Raw genomic sequence first — 22029 nt, 5'->3', positions numbered from 1 at the left:
CTGAGTTCCTGTGACGGCCAAATCCGCGCGAACGGACCCAAGCGCGCAGCGGGCCGAGCGGTTGCCCCAAGTCTATCGACATGACCGTGATGCGGGCTGACCCCATGGCTGCAGCGAGTTCCTCGAGGTTGCTCAGTACCTTAGGCAAGTTTTGGCGGCCAATGCGTTCGCTGTATCTAGGTCCAGCGTATCTAATGAAATACCCATGCGTGGAAATTTGTTGGCAATACGTGTTGCCTCGATACGACTACTGTTGAGGATCGAATACGGCGTGTGGCCGTTAGCAATTACATAGTCCGCCATGCGCCAAAACAGGGGATGTAACGAAGGCTCGCCCTTATCTTGCGGTGAAACAGTGCAGTGTGAACACTGCATCGAAAGAGTGCCGATGATGGCCGAGAATTTTTTCCATGCCATATCCTGCTGATTCATGGCAGGACCCGCGCAATATGAACACGAGAAATTGCAGCGGGTAGTTATCTCTAATTGGCAAAAAAAAGATGTCGGGCGGCATCTCGAATTTCAGCATAGTACTTCCTCAGATACAGGTGACCGTCTACAACGTTTGACCACGTTGCATGAGTCCGTTGATGTCAACTTAATGCCGACCACTGAATGAGCAAACTTCGCTCGACGCTGACAGCATGCGAGGGGGCCTTGATCCTGCTTGGCCCAATGGAGTAAGCATCGCCTCTCAAGGCTTTCTCTACAGCGTGGTTTCGTACAGGTGAAAGCCTAAGCGGTCTGAAATTTAAATCCGACCTCGAATTTAGCCTCCTGGCGTTGCCAAACGCATCTGGCTCGGCGCACCGTCTTATTAGATCAGGCGATCTCCATCGGAGCCCAGCATACCACCACTAGCATCCGCGAAATCCGCTTTAACCGGATTTCTTTACCGTTGGAAAATTCCCAGAAATATTGCCACATCGATCCAATCCAATCGATTGGGCAACTGCATTTCATGATTCACGTGATAGCCCTTCAATCGCTCTACCGAAGGCAAAGGTTCGTTGTTGAAAAGAAGCTCGCAATAATGCTCCGCAAAGCCCTTCACCTTCAAATTAGCGCGAAAAATGGGCGCCGAGCTTGACCCCCAAACAATATCCCAAAACTCATCGCTTGCGCTTTTAGTCGCAAGTAAATACTGGAGCGTATTGCGCACAATTGCTTGGGTTTCAGGTTTAAATCCGAGAAAACGCGCCAGCACAACATCACCAATCATCTTACCGACAAATTCTTTGTCATCCCAATTTTTAGCATTTACATCGACTCCGTGGTCTTTTTGCAAAAATAACAGGTCGCAGAGCAAATTTTGGCAAAACACACCCATTGACTAGGTCCAGCGCAGGGCTGACCACCGCAATAGACCGCAGTCGCCTCGGTAGTAAACGTTCAGATGCTGTTGGGTGCTTTTATGTCGCTCTCACCAATTACTTCATCCATCGGGAAGGAAGAGGAGGCGGAGCCGTTTGGAGGAGCAGGCCTCAACATGAAGATGAAATCTGCGCGCTTTATCGCAGCCTCACCTGCAGCCGCTGTGCTATCCAGCACGCCACTAACTACTCGCGCCGCAGATACATCACCGATTGCTCGCGAGGCTTGGCTCGTCTTCCAGCGTAGAGCAACTTCCGTATCTATGGGCGTGACCGTCCAAGCGCGTTCAGACTGTCGCTTGACCTGCCCTACCGCCTGCGAATGAAATCCCCTGATCGACGAAACTCGCGGTATTTGAGGAGCCTTCAGTGCATTCAAATATTTTCTGCTACTCCATAAGCTCTGCGATGAAGGAATTTTCTCCATCCACCTCTGAAATAAAAATCCATCCTTTTCCGGCCCAGGACCTCAACAACATTTCGAGCTTTCTTCCCTCATCAGAAGGGCGAGCTACTACACCGCCCGAGCCTAACGAACTTAATGCACTACCTGATCGATATGCGTTAATACTTTTACAAGAATAGCTAAGCAATGCTTGTATCGCAGGCTTGGAGAATATTTCTTGAAGCGAATACTCATCAACACTGAGCACCGCCAATTCAGAGAGCACAAAATCCGCCAAGTATGAAGGAGAAAACCCGTAATCACGCCAAGAATTTTCTCGTTGCAGAGCGGAAATTTTCAACGATGCCAACATTATCTACCTCCGCCGATAATCATATTTCCAATAATTCTATCTACCTTGGGAACAACTTGCTCATGTGCGCCATTAATGAATGAGTCCCATTTTCCTATCGTGTAAGACCCGTTGCCAACCCTTCCAAAGACGGTCTGTAATTCGCCATACTCGTGACCCAAGGCAGCAACAGAGGCTCGGTCACTCAAAAGGGTGCTTTGACGTATATGCACATTCACCACACCACCTTCAAACGCATCGCTCCAGGAGATTAGCTTATTTTGAAGAAATTCTTGAGGTGTTCGGTATGCGGCTAGCCTGTTCGAACCGTGAAAGGCATCAAATGCCTCGTCGGAAACTGCTCTGTAATTGATAAATAAGCCTCCCCCATGATCTACCGTAACGCTTCCGTTGGGCCGTATTTTGTAGTCGACTAGACTTCCTCTAAGCGCTCCGAATTCGTCCGCCTGATTCAAAGCGGATTCGATTGAAAGCGGAACAGTCCTATTCGATGTATACAGGAACTCAGTCGCATGCGGCGTCTTTCCCCATGCCGCCGGCAGTCTCCCGACAGAGGCTGCGCCGGATATAAATATGCTGGAGCCGGCATTGTCAAGTAGCGCCAAGGCTTGGGCAGCTTCATAACGCAATCCGGCTGCCTTATCGGCAGCCGTGATCGTCCAAGCGCTTCTCATACTGCTCGCCAGACTTGCAACTCCGCCAGCGAACGAAATCCCTTGATCGACGAAACTCGCAGCAGTTGAGGAGCCCGTTAATGCATAAGTACCCTGATACGTCAAGGTCGTACCGTCGCCCAAACCCAACATTCGATTGAGACCGGTCCCAATGTTGTCGCCACCATGAAGCGCCATTGGAACTCCGACGATCGCCCCAACTCCAGTTGCGCTCAAGGTTGTAGCGCCCCAGACTTCCAGTCCACCGCCAAGGATCTGCACCGCGCCCTGAGCTAAGTTCGATCCGCGATAGGCATACTTGATTTGCCCCGACGCCATTTTCCATTTTTCGCTCAGTGATAGGCCAGTACTAAAGGTCTCTATGAGATTGGCGCCGATGCCCTGATAGGGCGTGATCGTGCCGGTACCGGACACATCCACATTTCCGATCACGTTCCCCACTCCTTGCGGCGCTATTCCTCTCGTCTCGGCCGTGTTGTCATACAGCACATAAGACGGGCCGCTTGACACAATCTGTGGTGTGGGGAACATCGATGCTGTCGATGAATTGACAGTCTCGCCGTTCATCAAGAAAGGCCGCACCGGCGCAGTATCGGTACCTCGATCTCCCACTCCAACACCATCGCCTGAATACCCGCCCGCCCAAGCTCGAAGCTGAGCAAGGTTCTGTGTACGGCCGCTCCGTGCATCGGCCGCTGCCTGATCATCCAGAGCTTTCGAGCGCAGCCCATTGGCTGTCGTAATGGCGTCACCCAACACATTGCCGAAAGCGTCAGACGCCAGCGCAGCCGCACTGATCTTGCCGCCGCGCACAGCCTGCACCACAAGGCTTCCGCCCAGACCCGAGGCCAGGCTCTTTTCGATCTCGAAGCCATTGAGCGGGTTGTAGTCCATCGCTGCATTCAGTGCCTGGCTGACACCTGCACTGGCTGCGGATGCGGCGACCGATCTCCAGTTGAACTTGTCCTGCAGCCCCGTCACCACGGCGATGCCTTGTGTGGCCGCATTCGACAGCGCTTGCGTGACGATCCTGCCCACGAGGGGTGTAGTCGCCTTGGCCACCGCGCTCCCCAGACCCGTAGCCCCAAGCCCTGCGGAGATGGCGCCCCCCAGCGCCCCCAGTGCCACGCCCTTCCAGCTGAACGATTCCTGTGCGCCGATGGCAATGCCCACGCCCTGGCTGGCAACAGAGCCTGCAATACCGCCGATTGCACCAGACACGGCCAAACTGCCATAGGCACCACTACTGATCGCACCCGCAATTCCTCCCGACACGTTCAAGACGCTCGTGAGGTACCACTGCTGAGTGACTGCCGCCACCACCACGGCAACGACAGCCACAATGACCTGCCCAAACCCACCACAACCCTCCTTGCCCCCTCCCCCCGGCATCGCCATCAGCGCCGGACTGGTGTCGCCGATGATCTTGCTCGGGTCGTAGGGCTTGAAGGTGCTCGCATTGTTCGCGCTGCTCACATGCGTGGGCACGATCAGCACCTGGCCCCGCTGCAACTCGCTGCCGCTGGCAACGCCATTCGCTTCCGCCAGCAAATACCACAGGCTCGAGTCGCCATACACGCTCTTGGCAATGCCCTGCAGCGTGTCTCCCTCGCGCACCGCGTAGCTGCCCGGCGTGGCCGCGGGATGGCCCTCGTCGATGGGCCGGTAGCCGAATCCGAAGCTTGCCTGAGGCGCAAAGACTCGCGGCAGATTCGGCGGGCTCACCAGCACCTGTTCGTTCACGCTCAGCCCGTAGCGCCCCAGCACTTCGCCGTTGACCACCAACTGGCGTTGCGCCTGGCCGCCCATGTAGCGCGTGTACAGCGTCGTCCCGTTCGCGTCGTTGACGAAGATGCGGTTGTCCTTGCCCAGCAACTGGAAGTTCGAGTCGCCCGTTGCAGCCGTTTGGCCGTTGGCATCGAAGGTATGAAAGCCACGGCCTTCCGCGTTCGCACTATTGGCGGTTCCCACCGTGCCATTGCGCACCCAGGTCGAATCCGTGCGGTAGCCGTCGGCGCGCCCCACGTTGTTGATCGCGTGGGTGAAGCTGGTGCTGCCCGGCACGAGATAGCCGCTGAAGTAGCCCAGCAGGTTGCCCGCCTTGTCGTAGCCGATGACAGATCCTTTTTCGAAACCCAAGGCGTCCAGGTTGTGCGCACCGTTGTCATAGATGGTGCTGTCGCGCTTTATCCCGTACTCGTAGCGGTTCTGGCCCAGCAGCTGGCCGTTCTTGTTGTATGTGTTGATGCGCCCGTCGATCGCACCGCCGGCCAGCGCGTAGTAAGGCGCGCCGTTGGCGGCCATGTGCGCGACCGCATAGTCGAAGGCCAATCCCACGGAATGGGTCGTGCTGGTCACCACGCCGCTGGCCACCACGCGGCTGGCACCGTCGTAGAGGCGCTCGTCTACCTTCACGCCGTCGCGCGTAACGGTAGACAGGCGGTTCATGCGGTCGTAGGTGTATTCCTCAGTCGTCTCTCCTTCGACGCTGCTCCACTGGCCGTCGACCAACGCCAGGTGCGTGCCCGTGCTGGTGTCCTTGGTGCGGTTGCCGTTGTAGTCATAGGCCAGGCGGTGCCCATCGGGGCCCAGCGCGCTGCCATCGGCGCTCGCGGAATCCACCAGGGTCTGGCGGTTCATCGCGTCATAGGCGAAGTACCTGTCGTTGTCGGCGCCAACGCCCGTGGCGGGGTCGTTCACGCGCGTGTGGATACGCGTGCGGTTGCCGACCTTGTCGTGCTCGATTTCGACGGTTGCACGCCCCCCGCTGTCGCTCACCCAACGCATGCGGCCCAACGCGTCGTAGGCAATGCTGTTGTCCTGGTAGGAAACACCTGCCTGCTCAGTGGTTTCGCGCACACGGCGGCCGGCCAGGTCGTAGGAATAACGGGAGGTCTTGCCCAGGCTCGCATCGTGAACCTGCAACAGCTGACCCGCACCGTCGTATTGGTAGCTCAAATCCTGGGTCGGGTTCGAAGTGCCGGGGAATGTCACCACGTTGGAAGAATTGGTGCTCGTCTGGCGGGTCAACTGCCTGGCGTTGTCGTAGCTGTAGCTGTATGTGGCACCGCCGATGTCGCTTCGGCCCTGCAGTCGGCCAAAGTAGTCGTACTTCCATGTGGCCAATGCACCGTTGCCATCCATTTCGATGATCTTGCGGTTGCGCGCATCGTAGGCGGCCCTGGTCACCTCGCCTTCGGCAAGGGTCGTGCGAATGAGGTTGCCGCGCGGGTCGTAGGCGTAGCGAATGGTGTCGCCGTTGCCGTTCGTCTGGCTGGTCTTGCGGCCCGCGGCGTCCCAGGTGTTGGTCTCCACGACTTCGCGACTGCCTTGCGGCACGACTTCCAGGCTGGCGCCTTGGTAGACCGCCACGGCCTCGTGCACGGTCTTGAGAGAACGATTGAACTTGTCGCTGAGGAACCGTTTTCTCTTTCCTTCGGCATCGATGGTGCGGACCTTGTTTCCGAAAGCGTCGTAGGCATGGCTGACCACGCCGGTGCTGACACCGTTGCCGTCAGCATGCAGTTCGCGTACAAGGTTTCCACCGGCATCCCACTCCTGGCCATTGATGCGTTCGTTGGCATCGCGCACCGCCACCTGACGACCCATCGCGTCGTAATAGATCCTCGTCACAGCGGCGTTGGAGTTGACGATGTTGCCGTACGCATCGACACCCGAATTGCCATCGCGATCCGTCTGGATCTGCGTGGTCAACTGGTTGTTGGCGTTATAGCGATAGTGCGTGATCCATCCGGTCGAGCGCGGATCGCTGATGCTCACGACGTTGCCCCAACGGTCAACGTTCTGGTTGATCACGGGACGCTGCAGCGCCCAGGGGCTGTCTTGAGGCGCGCGCTCCGCCAACGCTTGAGAGGTGACGCGCCCTAGAAGATCGTATGCGGTGTCTGTACGGCGCAAGTCAGACAGCTGATTGGCCTGGGCAGCACTGCTCAAGCTGCCGAGATCGAGGTTGCCCCTTCCGGAGCCGGCACTGCGAACTTCGCTTGTCTGACGCCCCAGAAGGTCGTACTGCGCAATCTTGTCCACACCATCGCCTGCGTTGGTACGCCACAGACGCCCTGCCCTGTCGTAATCGAAATACTCTCCGGCCTGCCCATTGACACGCTTGGACACCATCTCGCCGAAGGCGTTGTAGTCCATGACCGTTTCGACTTGCCTCTCGGCACCCGTGATATTGAGGTAGGCCTCCCCGTTGGCTTCGGTGGGCGTGCCCTGCCACAGCAGGACCCATTTGCCTGCGGCATCCTGCTGCAATATGCGGATGGTGCTGACCGTACCGATCGGATCGGTTGGCGTGAGCTTCACTCCATGGGACAGCCCTGCACCGGATGCCTGATCGAACACCTGCGAGAAGGTCGCAGGCTCGCCGGGATTCATCTTTGGAGGAACGCTTCCGTCATCGGGGGCCGCAGTCTCGGGCGTGACGAAATCGAACTCGACCTTCACCGCGCCACCGTTGGCCTTCACGATGTTGGCCATCTGAACCACGACTTTGCCGTTGGCGGACTCTTGCCCCGGCGCGTTCGGATTGACGGACTCGGGAACACCGAGCATCAGGGTTACCTTGGGGTTCGCAGCGTAGACCCCGTCGGCTCTCGCGCGGCCCTCTGTGTAGGTTGCGTTATCGCTAGCGGTGCCGGGCTCGATCACACGGACCTGGCGACCCAATGCGTCGTATTCGTGGCGACGGAACAATCGCTGCTGCGTCTTGTCTCCGCCACGCACATACTGCCATTCCTCGGTAAGCTGTCCGCGATCGTTGTAGTTGTTGTAGTGATTGACGCCCATGGCGTCGGTACTCTGCACCACACGCCCGAGCAAATCGTATTGCGCATAGCTTGTACGATCAGTGCTGGAAACCAGCTCAGCATCCTCGTAGGGATCCATCTGTACCGTATCGGGCAGAAAAAAATGGTCTCCGACAAGCGGGTTGAACATGCGCACGAGACCTGTGTCGAACTGTGAGTCTCGCGCATCGCCGACATAGCCAACGATGCCCTGAGGCGTGGCTCCGGACTTCTGCACGAGATCGTCGACCTCATCCTTGCTGGTAGTCAGCAAGTAGTAGGCCGAGAAAGGCTGAAGTTCACGCGGCCAGAAAGGCGGCAGACGCAGCTGGACCTTGTACAGCGGCACGGTTTTTTCCTGCTGCTGGGAAGCGATGTAGCCAATGATTCCCTCGTCATGCCAGAGGCCCGACGCCACCAGTTCATCACGCTTTTCGACCGATTGCGTGTAGTAGTGCAAGGGACCGAAGAAGTCGGTACGCACCCTGTAAACAGCTTCTCCGCCGTCGAAGGGTGTCGCCGACATATAGCCGATGTTTCCATTCAACTGCCAGCCGCTGGCCTGTGCGCGGGCGACCTCGGGGTTCGGCCCGACAAGAAGCGCCGGCATGGGGCGAGGATTGGCAGGCTGGTCCTCAACGCCGGCTCCGTTGATGTACTCGGTCTTGGTGACCACGTTGCCGTGGGCATCGCGGCGGAACACCGTGAGCGGAGTCACGAAAGTTGCCCCGTCGCTGCCCGCACGCGTGGGCTCCGCCACCGCCGTCACGCGCTCGAGCGCATCGTAGTAGCTGTAGGTTGACGCGCCCGCCGCATCGGTAGTGCGCGTAAGGTTACCCACGGCGTCATAGCCGTAGCTGGTGGTCAGGTTGCCGCGTTCACTTGTCCCGTTGGCAGCAGTGCTGTGCTCGACATGCACCCGCGTCTCGCTGGTCTTTCGATTGTTGCGGTCATAGGTGGTCGCCGTACGCCGATCGGATGACATGTCCACGGTTGGCGCCGGTGGCGTGCGATCGGTTCGTGCGTCAGCTAATCCCGTCCAGGCCGCGAGGTTGGAGGTGCCGATCCATCCGGGCAGCGCTTTGGCGTACTCGACGCGATCCACCACGTTGCCAGCCGCATCGAAGACCTGGGTGGTGAGGTAGCCGAGCGCATCGACCGTGGCGACTTGCTGCCCGCGCAGGTCATGGTAGTTGGTGGCAGCCAGTACCCAACTGTCCGAATTGAGGCGCCTCGCCACTTGCACAAGGTTGCCGAAACCATCGTAAGTGTTACGGATGGACTTGCCGTCGAAACCATACCTGGCGCCGAATGCCGCCGAGCTGTCATGGAAAGAAACGGACGGCTCCTTGACTTCGATGGCCCGGCCCAGGCGATCACGACTGGTGACGATGATGCGATCGGCATCTCCAGGACGAAGCACAGCTGCCACCATCTTGGCGGAGGGCTCACTCCCTTCCGGCCAGTGACCAGCGTCCAGATCGATGCCCTGTGCATGTCGGGTAAGTGCGGTCACCTCTCCGAAGACATTGCGCTGATAGCCAGTGACGTAACCAAGGGCATCAATCTCATGGACCACACGACCTAGAGAGTCATATGTCTTGTAGCTCCTATGGCCACTCACATCGACATTGGCGATGGCATTCCCGAAGGCATCGTAGGTAGTAAGGGTGCGGAGATCTCCACCTTCGTACCCCATTTGCGAGGACATCGGTTCGATTGGTCTTTTCTCTTGAAATTCCACCCAGATTTGGCGCCCCAGTCCGTCGTACGCATAGCGCGTCCGTCGAGCCTCAGGGCGTCCCCAGGCCTCCGTTCGGGAAGTCATGTTGCCGAGAGCGTCGTACTCCATGCTGGTGACAACCTGGTTCGTGCCACTGCGGTACTCGTCGACCTCCAAACGATCCTTCGAACCCTTTCTGACTCGTGTGAGATCGACCTGCGGTGAAATCTCCGCGGTCATTCGACCCATGCCGTCGTACTCGTAGGTCCAGACAGCATTCTTGGCGTTGGTGTAGCTGGTCTTGTTGCCCCTTGAGTCGTATGTCCACGACTCGGTGCCATTCATGGCGTCGACACTGAGGACGACGCGCCCAAGGGTATCGACCTCGAAACTCTTGCTGCGATCATCCGGGCTGATCGCAATGGCTGCAGCGACTGCGGGGCCCTCTGTGCCCTGCAGAATGGGCCGAGCGTACTGCGTGGTACCACGCACGCGCCCAACACCGTCGTAGTGGGTCTTGCTGACATAGCCCAGAGCATCCACCCCGTAGATCACACGGCCGCTGGCATCGAAGACCTGGCGCGAAACACGATCGGCAGTCGCGTCGGAAGTTATGCGGGAGCGCAGAGCGCTGGGAGCGGCCACATTGCTCAGCCCCGTCGCATCAATCGCGCGCGCATAACTGCGCGTCTTGATCGCCTGGCCGATTCCGTCGTGGGCGGTCTCGGTGACGGCACCCAACGCGTCGACGGTGAGAACCCGACGCTGCGCCTGATCATAGGCAAAGTAAGAAATGCGGTCTGCCTCGCTCTTTTTCAGTCCAGCGGGATCGAAGGCCGTCCGATTGATGCCTGGACTCCACTCAGGCGGGGCGATGCGGATCGCATAGCCAACCTGCTGCGTGAGATTTCCGAAGGCATCGTAGGCGTTATTGGTGACCCCGCCCATGGCGTCGATTGTGAGGGTGCGCCGTCCTGCGCCGTCATAGGCCATGACGGTAATGCGATCGGCCGATGCATCCGTCGTCAGTTTGGCTTCGAGCATGGCTGCGCTCAGCCTCAGGAAATCGCCCCTTCCCCTCCGGAAATAGGGAGCGCTGGTCAGAGTTCTATCCAGGGGGAGATCTCTCCGTGCTTCCGGAAACGCAGCAAAGTAAGGAAGGTTCCAAATGCTGTTCGCGGCTTGGAGCGTCCGAACCAGACGACCTGCGCCGTCGTAGCTGTTTCGCGTGACACCGCCCTCGGCATCTACTGAATAGGCCAGGCGCCCTGCTGCGTCATAGACGAAATAGCTGGTGCGATCAGCCTCATCCACGCGCCCGGTCGGTGCGACCTGCGGCAGAGCCGCGTGTACGGTTTGCCGCAGCAAGCGGCCCACACCGTCGTAGTCGTACGATATCTCTTCGCGACTGCCGAAAGGAGAGCCGTAGCCTCCTCCCGTCGCGCTTCGTCCCTGCCACTTCGACCGGTACGACACACGATTGGCCGCGTCGTAGATGTAGCGGGTGACCTGATCCCGAAAGTCTTCCTTCACACTGTCCGGCGACGCGTCACGCCCGATGACCTCGGCAAACCGGGTGCGGTATGTGACATTTCCATTGGCATCGTATTCATTCGACGTCACGGCCCCTTCGCCATCCACGCTCCATGTCAGCCGACCCGCAGCGTCGTAGATGTTGCGAACATGTTGATCGCTCTTGCCATCCTCCTTCGGCAGCAATAGGTTTTTTCCATCCCAGGCAGCCAGCGCCGAGGCCTCGAGACGGTTGGCATAGGCTCGCCGCTCGAGCGTATTGCCGTTACTGTCATATGCAGTGCGAACCACGCCCCCAACGCCATCGACCTGAGAGACGGCACGATTCGCGGCATCGAAGACGGTACGGACACGCTGGTCCCTCGTGTCGTCGGCCATCACAGCCGGCGCGGATCGGCCGTCCCATGCTTCGAACGACGCACGGGTCAGGGCATTCGCATAGGTGCGGACTTCGGTGATGTTGCCGTTGTCGTCGTAGCTGTTGCTGCTTACGCCGCCGGCACCATCGACCTTCCAGACAGCTCGGTTGAACCCATCGTAGACTGTGCGTACACGTGAGTCGCCATCATCGGCAACGACAGCGGGATCCGAGTTCGGCTCCCAGGTAGCCAGATCAATGCGCCGAGCGTAAGAGCGGGTCTCGACAACATTGTTCGACGTGTCGTATTTGTATTCGATGACAGCGCCTGTCCCGTCCACCGTGAAGTGCAATCGTCCGTCGCGGTCGTAGCGGCGCTCCTCCACCATGTCAGTGGCCGGGTCGGCCACCACGCGGGAGGCAATATCGATGGCGTCAGGCAAGTCGGGCAGCTTGTCACGCTCCACCGGGGCGGCATAGCGAATGGTTCGGGCCACGCGGCCTTCGCTGTCGTAGACATTCCGAGACACATTGCCGAGCGCATCCAGCGTGTACGCCATTCGATTATTCGCGTCGTAGGCGTAGTTCGTGGCGTTGCCGTTTGCATCGAGGGCTTTCACCACGTTGCCATTGCCGTCGTACGTGTAGCTACGCACAAGGTTCAAAGGCCCCGTTTTGTAATCCAGCGGGACGAGCGGATCGTTCGGATCGAGCACTTCCTTGACACGCCGTCCGGCGCCGTCGTAGCTGTATTGCTTGACAACGCCGTTTGGATCCGTGACCTTGAGCACCTTGCCCGTGGTGTCATATTCGTAGGAGGTGGCAAGAGCCAGGCCTTCAGGGTCGACAACTTGGCGCACAGCCTGTCCGCCGCGATTGAATTCGGTAGTGGTGACAACGCCTCTTGGATCTTTGACGCTGATCTTCTGGCCCTTGGCGTCGTAACCGTAGGCAGTCACAAGTCTCAGGCCCGCGGCATCTACCGTTCGCGTGAGCAGCCTGTTCGCGGCGTCATAGGCGTAGTCGGTCACAACACCGTTGGCGTCGGTGCTGCTGAGTGCGAAACCCGCCTTGTCGTATGTGCTTGCCGTGGCGATGCCCTCAGGGGCCTCGGTGCGCAGCAGGTTTCCGCTCTTGTCGTAACTGTGGGTGGTGGTATTGCCTCGGCCGTCACTCACGCTATGGATCTGGCCCTGCCGGTTGCGCAACGTGGTCATGCGCACGCCTTCCGGCGTTGTCACGGTCATGCCGCGGTTGGCCTGGTCGTAGCTGTAGAGGGTGACATGGCCCAACGTGTCTCGCTGCGTCAGCACACGGTCGAAGGCATCGTAGGTCGTGACACGTTCCGATCGAAGCGCGTCGGTCACGGTTACCGTGCGGCCGAGCCGGTCATAGGTGAGCAGGCTTGGATTCTTTTTGCCGTCGATACGCCCGGTCTCACGGCCGAATGCATCGTAAGTCTTGCCTTCGACAACGAGGCCACGATCCTTTGTGCTTTCGACCAGCAGCCCGCGCCGATCGAAGCTGGCCGTATCGGTCACGCGATAACCATCCTTCAGCGTGAAACTGCTGGAAGTAGCCTCGCGGAACGCGTTGTACGAATAGTCGGTGATGTCGCCCACTGCGCTGGTGCTGCTGGCCTTGGTGCCAGTGGCGTTGTAGCGGGTCAGGACACGCGTGTCCTTGACGTCATCGGCCACGCCTTCGAGCAAGCGGATCAAGGTGTCAGTGTTCAAACCGCCGGGTGTCGCGGTCGCGAGGGTGACGACATCCACAGGGGTCCCGTAGACGACTTGCTCGGAGAGCTGACCGTGAGCGCTGTAGCGGCTCTCGGCAACTTCACCGAGATCATTGACGGTATAGGCCAGGCGTCCGACTGCGTCGTAGAAAAAGAGCGTGCGGCGGCCATTGGCGTCCGTCGTACTGGCGCGGCGTCCGGCGGCATCATAGGTGTGCGTCAGGCCGTTGGCGGCCCACAGGCTCAAGGGGTCGGAGAGCTCAACGGCATCGCTGCCGCGCCCGTCGAGCTCTCCGGCCAGGCGGCCTTGGATGTCGTAGCGCCGCCGGCTGGTACGTTCATCCGCAGTTCCGACCGCCGTGGTGGTCTGCACGAGCTGGCCGATGCTGTCGTAGGTGAACCGGGTGACCGTGCCCTCCGCGTTGGTGCGGCTCAGGAGTTGGTTGGCGGCACTCCAGGCCTGGACAGTCCGGTGATCCCGAGCGTTGTCGGCAACCGGGCGAATGCTCTGTAGCGTGGAAGAGCCTCCGATTGCGCCGGCCTTGTTTGCGTAACGGATAGTTTGCGTAATGTTGCCGCGAGCATCGTAGACCGTCTCGTTCAAGTAGCCTTCGCCATCGACCTGTCCGACCAGCCGGCCTCGGGCATCGTAGAAGTTGTAGGTGTGGATGTCATCGGCACTGTCCCCGCGACGCAGACCCGCGAGACTCCTGCTTGCACGGGCATCCGCAACGGCGGTGGCGCGATCGACCTCGGTGACAGAGCGCTCGGCGCGGCGGATGGTTTCGACGATTTCGCCTGCGGCGTTGTACTTGTATTCGGTCAGATAGCCTTCACCGTCAAGCAATCCCTGCAGACGGCCATCGTGGCCGTATAGGCGGCTGACTGTGCGGTCCTGAGCCGCGTCGTATTTCAATTGCGGCGCGGCGCCCCCTGCGGCGCCTTTCACCGATTGCATGAAAGTCAATATTGAGCCCGCCGTATCCGCGTCGCCCGCGTAGACGGCGGTGATGCGCTGATTTCCCGGCGGCAGGCGGGCGCCTATCAAGGTGGCCCTGCCATTGATAGTCAAGGCCGTGCCCAAACTGTCCGCCCCTTGATAAAAGCTCACCAGGCTGCCGGCGCGCGCGCCATACAGATCCACGTTCAGCGCGCCATCTTGTGAAATGGATGCCTCGCTACGGTTGGCAAGCGTGGTATGCGCCGCTCCTACCGGGGCGATCGAAACTACAGTGGAAGACTCCGAGCCAGCATTATTGGCATCGCCCGAGTACACAGCCCTGATCACGTGATCGCCAACCTTCAGGCCACCCGCTGAAAGATGGCTTCGCCCGTCATACACATTGCTCCTGTTCAGCAATGTGTTTCCGTCGTAGAAGCTCACCGTTCCACTATCAGGAACGCCTTGCCCCTGAAGATGAACCTGGACATTCAGCGATGAGCCGTAGGTCCAGTGTTCCATCCTCATCGAACTGGCCGCAGGCGCCATCGCGATCTGTTGCCTGAACTCCTCATTCCAAGGGGTATAGGTGTGAGCCTCATAGTTGGCATCGCCGGAATATCGAACACCGAAACTGTAGGAGCCGGCGGGCAAATCGCTGACGGTGAGGGTCGCATACGCTCCGCCCCATCCTCCCCGCAAAGCAGTCGTGCCCAGCGTTCCGCTCGAACCAAAAATTGTGACCGTCCCCGTCATCGGCGGGTCATAAACCTCGCTGCCATCCGAATTCCGGATTTTGACGAAAAATGTCAGGGGCTGCCCCTCCACCGACATCTGTCGGGACGAAGTGAGTTCGGCCAGGTCGGGGCGTGCCTTGCCTATGTACGCCTGGGTCGTCGCCACAGCGGCCGGCGCGTTCGTCCCATCCGTGTACACCACCGTCAGCTCTGAATGACCAGGCTGTAGCCCCTCGATTCGAATCCGCCCCGGTGATGCAGGGTCTAGCGCATAGCTTCCAATCAGCGTCTGCCCCTGGAAAACAGCGAAGTTGCCATTCTTGAATCCGTTGTTGCTCCCGATGTTCAGATCGACGTCGAGAGGCTGTCCCGCCGCGCCAGAGTAGTTCGGCGAAACGAAGGACATGGTTCGTGTGGTTGCTGGCTCCAGACTCTGTCCGCCAGGAAGGACTTGAATCGTCCGGATCGTGGCTTTCCCAGGCTCCCATAGCTTCTGTATGCCTAGGCCAGTCAGATAGACATCATCGCCCCCGTAACTTGCGCTGAGGATAATGTTCGACCCAACCGGGAGATTGCTGGTCGTGAGGCTGGCCAATCCGTCGACCACCGCAGCCGAACCAACGAACTGTGTGTCAGCAAAGAAATTCATCCGCCCACTTGCAGGCACTACACCACCTCTCACCTGCGCAGTCAATGTCACCGGCTGACCCTGCATGAGGCTCGTGGCCTCGGTGTCCAGATAGACATAAGAAGAGATCTTCGGCACCGAAACTTTCAACGAAGTTTCGCTTGCTGCGTAGGTGTCATCACCGATCAAGACAGCACGCAACTGATGCACTCCTGCGGCAAGTCCGGCTACCGGTAGATAGGCTGATCCATAGTCGACAGTACCGATGCCCAGCAGACGCGTACCCTCGTAGAAGCGCACGGTGCCACGGACCACCGGAGCTTGCGTATCTCCCTCGCGGATATAAACCGCCAAGCTGAAGGACTGCTTGGCGATGATCGTTGCAGGCAAGATGCTCAGGTCCGTGCGAGTCTGCTTCGCATTCGCGGACGCCACGACTTTCTGTATCAGCGCGGACTGTGCAGACGCCACAGTATTGCCAGACGGCTCATGACTATCGTCGCCCGAGTAGCTCGCGGTGATGCTGTGGATACCCAGGATGGGTTCGTTGCGCTCCAGCTTGGCCATACCATCGACCACGTCGGCCGTTCCCATGGCAACGCCGTCGCGGTAGAAGGTGACCTCTCCAGTAGGCCGGGAATCGCCCGCAGCGCGGACGCGCGCGGAGAAAGTCACCGGACTACCGCGCACCGCGGCTTGCGGCTGCGTGGACGATGCGAGATCGATGCGGACCTGGGCGCGCTCGACGACTACTTGCACCGTGGCCGTCGAAACCCGTCCTTGTGCAAGTTCGCCGTCATACACCAGCGTCAGGTCGTGGGTGCCAAACGACAGGCTGGGCAGCATGACCCAGTCGCCGTACCCGGCTTGGCCGCGTCCGATCAGCGTCTTGCCATCGAAGATGAGGAAATCACTTGCCGATGGATCGGGAACTCGAGGGACCGTCAGTTTGATACCGATCAACTCCCCGACCACTGCACGCCCGATCTGGTCGATCAAGAGCGATTGGACCGACGGCGGCCGAACTTCTTGCGATCCAACGACGACCTCCACCGCCGGCCCTTGCACGACGGCGGCGTCGGCACCGTTTCCGTCGTTTTGGAGGCTTGCACTGAGCAAGACATGCGATCCCACTGGTAGATAGTTGGTGACCAATGTCGCCCGGCCATCGACGACCTCCGCAGTACCAAGGTATAGGCTGTCGGCGAAGAAGCCGGCTCTTCCGCCCGCCGACTTGCCGATCACCTCCATGTTCAGGGTGATCGGACCACCCTGCACCGTGCTTTTTGCGGAAGCTTCAAGTGTCACGAAAGGGTCGGCATGACGTGCGCTTTGCACATGGTGTGCATCACCTGTGTACTCGACCCGGTAAGACGCCTTGCCCCCCACAGGAGAGGCGACGTCCAGCGTGGCAATGCCGTCGCGCAGCGCCGCCCGTCCGATCAAGGTATCGCCATCGTAAAAAACGACGGCGCCCTGCGGCAACAGCGCAGACTCGCCAGACCCCATGACAGTCGCTTTCAGACGCAGCAATGCATCTTGGCGGGACACCTGAAGGGTCGTTCTCGTGGCGGCCTTTTCGACCGTGATCTTCGTTTCAGCCGATACCGTTTCATGCGTCGAGTCTCCGGCGTACACCGCGCGGACGCTCACGCTCCCGACCGGAAAAATCGGCGCCTTGAGCATTGCAAGTCCGTCGATGACGGAAGCAGTGCCGATCAAGGCGTCATTGCCGTAGAACCGTACTTCGCCCGTCGCGCCGGGAAGACCTAAAGGCCGTTCATGAATCAGAGCCATCGACAAGACGACCGCATCTCCGCTCGCGATCCGGGACGATGAGAGTGCAAGTTGCGCGCTGGTTCGTGCTGGCGTCACGGTGACTTGCGCCACCGAAGACACGCTTGCAAGTTTTTGCGCGCCGTTCGTGTACGAGGCGCGAATACTGTTGACGCCGCTTGGCAACTCGTCGGAAACGAAAGTGGCGATGCCGCCAATCACCGGCGCACTGCCGAGGGCTATGTCTCCGCTGAAGAAGGTGACCATGCCGTTGCTGCTCACGTCAGCGACGCTGGCAGTCATGGTCACCGCCGTACGGACTGGCACCGGTCCAGCATCCGCACGCAATGTCACCGCGACATTGCCCAACTCTCTAGGGCCATTCTTCGCCTCCAGAAGACGCACGTCCACTGGATTTGCAAGTTTGGTGGTTGACAGCACTCGCGAAGCGCTGTCATAGACAGTCTGCGTAACGTAGCCCGACCCGTCGACCTGAAAGGCCAGCCGATTGGCTCCGTCATAGAAGTTCCAGACTTTCTGGTCCTCCGGCCTGGATGCCGGACGCAGCGCAGCGAGACTGGTGGTCGTGTTGGTGGGCGACCATGCCGTGGTGGGCAGGCCAACGCCATCCACCAGCACCGCTGTATCGATTCTTTGGCCGTACGCGATGGTCTGCCGCAGTGTCCCGTTGGAGTTGTACGCATACTCGATGACCGCACCGGTGCCATCGATGTCCGCAATCTTTCGATTTGCCTCGTCGTACAGCATCCACTTGCGTGCGCCAGTGGGGTCCTGCGTCATCAGCAGGTTTCCGCTCTTGTCGTAGGCGTACGAGGTGGTGCCGAGCACGCCGGCACCCGCGCTTTGCTGCGTCACACTGACCAGACGCCCCGCGCGATCGTAGGTGGAAGTGGTGACCAAGCCACTGGCGATGCTGATCGTGGCTTTGCCACCGGCGTCGTCGTAGCTGGTGATCGTGGTGTTCGGTGTAACGCCACCATCCAACGAAGGGCCACTGGCACTGAGCACACGTCCCAAGCCGTCGTAGGTGTAGGTCGTGGTTGAGGCAGCATCGCCCGGCTCGATCTTCTGCAGCAAGAGGCCCCGAGCATCGTAGATGTACCGAGTCATCGCAGCACTTGCAGCAATACCTTGCCCGTCGGCTCCGACCTCGGCATAGACCGTGCTGCTGCTCAACGCACCTCGGCCGTCGTGGACGTAGTCGGTGCGCCGGGTCTTCGTGAGGTCCTGCGCTTGTTGCCAAGCGACCATTTGAGCCTCGTCGGGTATCCGGCGTGATGCCTCCAAGACTGCGTAATAGTCATAGGTGCCTTCCCTGTATTCGATAGCAACAACGCGCTGACCATAGGCGTCGTAGCGATACTCAGTGACGTTGCCTTGAGCACCGATGACGAAGCGCAATCGGCGCGGGTTGTCTTGCGCATACATATAGCGCACGGTCTCGGAAGAAGAGCCCGATGTTCCTGGCGGGCCTTCTACATGAGTCGTCTCGCTCAGCAATTGGTTCTGCTCGCCATATTCACGCGAGCGGTAGCCCCGGTCCGAGTCGTATTCCGCGCTCAAATTGCCGCGCTGGTCATAGATGAAGTCGACCCGATAGCCCTCCCCATCGCTTGCATCTTTCACGTTGCCGAAGGCGTCATACGAATAGCTGACCTGGCTCGCGCCGCGCGGATGGCTGGCCGTAACGCCTTGACGCAGTTCCAGCAATTGGCCTTGCGCGTCATAGCTGTAGACGCTTTGGGCGCCCAAGGGATCGGTGACGGTAGTGGCGCCTTGAGCGGTGTCGTAGCTGAAGCGGGTAACAGCGCCGAGCGAATCAGTGACGCTTGCGACTTTGTAGGCTCCCTCGTGGTGTACGTAGGTAAAGGCGAGCGTGGTGCCGTCGCTCTGAGCGACGCTGGCAACTCGGCTGCTCGCGCCGTCGTAGGTATAGGCCGTGACGTAGGTTCGACCATCGGCGATGTTGCCGTCTTCCGGGCTGAGGTCAGCGGTGACGGTGGACAGGCGGCCGCCCCCGTCGTATCCGTATCGCACGCGGGTCAGACCTTTTCCGCCGACATCGACGCTGCGGATCTGAGTCAGCTGATTGCCGCTGTAGTCGTAATAGGTGACCTCGCCGTTGGCATCGGTTAACGATTGAACGGTGCCGCTGACGTTGTAGGCGTAGCTGACAGTGTTGCCGTCGGCATCGGTTGCACGGAGGAGGCGCCCCGGCCCGGTGGACTGATAACGCTCGGTAAGGCCGGTATCACCATCGGTCCAGACGAACTGCGCGGCGCTCTCGTCATAAGCGATGGTGTCGAAGGCCCCCGCACCGGCGGTGCTTGCATAGCGGCTGCTGGCCCCATCCCATGTGTAGACAGCCTGGGCACCATCGCGATCGGTACGCATGAGGCTACTGTCCACGGAAGCGACGGTGCCCATGAGGGTTACCTTCTGCCCAAAGGCGCCCACGTTCCATCTGTTGGCGTTCGGGTCATCCAGCAGCCCCTGGCTGTTGTAAGTGCGCAGGCTCAGGATATCCGGGCCACGCCCCTGAATGAATTCATCCCTGTTCTGCAGCACGAGATTGCCTGTTGCTGCGTTGATATAGGCCTGTTCACCGCTTCGGCCTTGCCCCGCCGACCCCGACAAGCCTCGCTGGCCCAGAACGGCCAACGAACTCAGGCTGAGACCCAGACTGTTCCCACTAACGATTGCGACCATGACTACTCCCTGATGATTGTTCGGAGAACCGCCACGTGGCAACCATGTCGGGACCTCCCTTCATGGCAGGGCTCGGTACGTTGCCGGCCTACGGTTCAACTCAACTCATCCACATGCGTCGCGATTCGTTTAGCGAATCGATGAGAACCCCTACTGCCGATGTCTACGTCATCTGTCCACAATGCCCAACAAAGTAAATGCATTGCTACATCGCGAAGGCACCGACGAACCGGAGCCGAGGCAGACAGTCCGGCCGGCGCCCCCGCCGTGGTCGATCTTCTGTACTAAAAATTGGCCTGTCAGCGTTTGTTCGCATCGCAAGGGCTCGCTCCCCCTCTATCATTTGAGCGAGCGCGGCGCATGAGCGTCGGTCTAGTCGAAAACTTTTTTATGGAGTTACCGCGATGAAACCCGTCTCCGAACTGCTCAAGCGTCACGATTCCGCGGCCTGGCGCACCTCTCCGCATGCCACCGTGTTCGACGCGCTGGCCACCCTGGCCCGCTTCGAAGTGGGCGCGCTGATGGTGATGGACGGCGAAAAGCTCGTGGGCTTTCTTTCCGAGCGCGACTACACGCGCAAGGTGGCGCTGCAGGGCAAGAACTCGAAGGAAGTGCGCGTCTCCGAGATCATGACGCCCGACGTGATGACCGTCACGCCGCAGACCCGCACGCGCGCCTGCATGACGCTCATGAGCCAGCGCAAGTTCCGCCACCTGCCGGTGGTCGAAGGCGACAAGGTGGTCGGCATGATTTCGATCCAGGACCTGATGGACGACATCATCTCGGACCAAGAGGCCACCATCGAGCAGTTGACCACGTACATCCAGAGCTGAGAAACACGCCGCATTGCGGACCCTGCCCGGCGCGTGGGTAGGGAGTAGACCTACGCACGGTGCGGCGCATCCGGGCGCACAGTGGGCTTTCGTTCATCCATCCAGCAGGGACATTGCATGCAGATTCAGGTCAACACGAGCAACGGCATCACCAACAAGGACGCGCTGGAGCGTTGGGCCGACACCGAGATCAAGCAGCACCTGAGCCGTTTCGTCGAGGACGTGACGCGCGTCGAGGTGCATCTGAGCGACGAGAACCACGACAAGACCGGCGGCGCCGACAAGTGCTGCATGATGGAGGCGCGCCTGGCGCACCACCAGCCGCTGGCGGTGAAGCAGCACGCGGCCAGCCTCGACGAGGCCTTCCGCGGCGCTGCCGACAAGCTCAAGCGGCTGCTGGACAGCACCCTGGGCCGCCTTCACAACCACCGGGACCGGGGCTCGATCCGCACCGACCCCAGCTTCATCGCGGAGTAGCCGCGGCGCCCGCACCGCCGCCGCGCCGTCGCCCGCGAGGCTTTGCAGCAGCGGCGGTTGCCGGACCCGCGGGAACCGGCGGCGGACGATGGCCGCTGGCCATCCACTCGTCGTAGAAGCCGATCTTGCGCTCGACCAGGGTCAGCGCCCTCTTCCACTCGGCGATGGTCTCGGTCACGCGCTCGCGGTGCGCCGCGAGCATGTCGCGCCGCTGGCGCAGCGTGGTCTTTCCCTGCACGGCCAGCGCCGTGTATTCGCGCATCTCGGCGATCGACATGCCGGTGCGGCGCAGCCGCTCCATCAGGTCGAGCCAGCCCACATGCGGCTCGCCGTAGAGGCGCCGACCGCCCTCGTCGCGCGCCACGCCGGGCACGAGCCCCTGGGTCTCGTACCAGCGGATGGCATGCACCGTGCGGCCGGTGCGGGCCGCCAGTTCGCCGATGTGGAAAGGCACGCCCCTGCTGTCAGACGGCATGGGCGACTGGCGGAGGCGGCTGCAGCGCCTCCTGCACGAGCGCGGTGTCGAAGTATTCGGTCAGCTCTTTCACCTTGCCTCCTTCGAGTCGGTAGACGTAGCAATAGCGGTTGTTGTAGCGCTTGCCGGCCTTGGTGGGCACGTCGCCGCTGAAGAGCACCACCACCCGGTCGCCCTCGGCGATGACGCGCTCGGTCCTGCTCCGGTAGGGCGCCGCGAACTGCGCGAAGAGCGGGTTCAGCAGTTCCTCGCGGATCGCCTTCTTGCCCTGATAGGTGCGCGACCATGCGGTGCTGCCTTCGAGCTTCCAGCTTGCGTCGTCGGCGAGGCTGTCGACGAAGGCCTGGCCGTTGCCCTTGTCCAGTTCGTCGTGGATGTGCTGGACGAGAGCCTTGTTTTCGATCGTGTTCATGGCTTGATTTCCTTGCGTTGGATGAATGAACCGGACGCCCTGGAAGCGTCCGGCGA

8 protein-coding genes are annotated in these 22029 nt (G+C 60.1%); 2 read left to right on the top strand and 6 right to left on the bottom strand.

Annotated features, from left to right (window positions below; genetic code table 11):
- Positions 1-132 precede the first annotated feature (132 nt).
- From L3V85_RS13030 to L3V85_RS13015, 4 genes are all read right to left on the bottom strand, one after another.
- Positions 133-432, bottom strand: a complete 300-nt coding sequence (locus L3V85_RS13030; protein WP_237679616.1) for a hypothetical protein — start codon at positions 430-432, stop codon at positions 133-135.
- A gap of 460 nt (positions 433-892) precedes the next feature.
- A complete protein-coding gene (locus tag L3V85_RS13025; RefSeq protein ID WP_237679615.1) occupies positions 893-1330 on the bottom strand; it encodes a hypothetical protein in 438 nt (145 codons plus the stop codon).
- Positions 1331-1762: 432 nt separating this feature from the next.
- Positions 1763-2131 carry a hypothetical protein gene (locus L3V85_RS13020; RefSeq protein ID WP_237679614.1) on the bottom strand — a complete coding sequence of 123 codons (369 nt, stop codon included), beginning with the start codon at positions 2129-2131 and terminating at the stop codon, positions 1763-1765.
- The gene (locus L3V85_RS13015) at positions 2131-19776 is read right to left on the bottom strand and encodes an Ig-like domain repeat protein (RefSeq protein WP_237679613.1); all 17646 of its coding nucleotides are present in this window, start codon (positions 19774-19776) and stop codon (positions 2131-2133) included. Before L3V85_RS13015 ends, L3V85_RS13020 begins: the two co-directional genes overlap by 1 nt.
- A 404-nt stretch (positions 19777-20180) precedes the next feature.
- Between L3V85_RS13015 and L3V85_RS13010 the strand changes: the two genes are divergently transcribed.
- On the top strand, positions 20181-20609 hold the full coding sequence (locus L3V85_RS13010; protein WP_237679612.1) for a CBS domain-containing protein: 429 nt from the start codon (positions 20181-20183) through the stop codon (positions 20607-20609).
- 117 nt (positions 20610-20726) lie between these two features.
- Positions 20727-21086, top strand: a complete 360-nt coding sequence (locus L3V85_RS13005) for an HPF/RaiA family ribosome-associated protein (RefSeq protein ID WP_237679611.1) — start codon at positions 20727-20729, stop codon at positions 21084-21086.
- Here the strand turns inward: L3V85_RS13005 and L3V85_RS13000 are convergent.
- Both L3V85_RS13000 and L3V85_RS12995 read right to left on the bottom strand, forming a co-directional pair.
- On the bottom strand, positions 21073-21561 hold the full coding sequence (locus L3V85_RS13000; protein ID WP_237679610.1) for a MerR family transcriptional regulator: 489 nt from the start codon (positions 21559-21561) through the stop codon (positions 21073-21075). The two genes, L3V85_RS13005 and L3V85_RS13000, sit on opposite strands and share 14 nt — an antisense overlap.
- Positions 21551-21973 carry a nuclear transport factor 2 family protein gene (locus tag L3V85_RS12995; protein ID WP_237679609.1) on the bottom strand — a complete coding sequence of 141 codons (423 nt, stop codon included), beginning with the start codon at positions 21971-21973 and terminating at the stop codon, positions 21551-21553. The genes L3V85_RS13000 and L3V85_RS12995 overlap by 11 nt, the downstream gene beginning before the upstream one ends.
- Positions 21974-22029 lie beyond the last annotated feature (56 nt).

It is taken from the genome of Variovorax paradoxus, from assembly GCF_022009635.1.
Classification (GTDB): domain Bacteria; phylum Pseudomonadota; class Gammaproteobacteria; order Burkholderiales; family Burkholderiaceae_C; genus Variovorax.
Note: the sequence above shows the minus strand (reverse complement) of the source record. Positions and strands in the feature narration are given on the sequence as shown.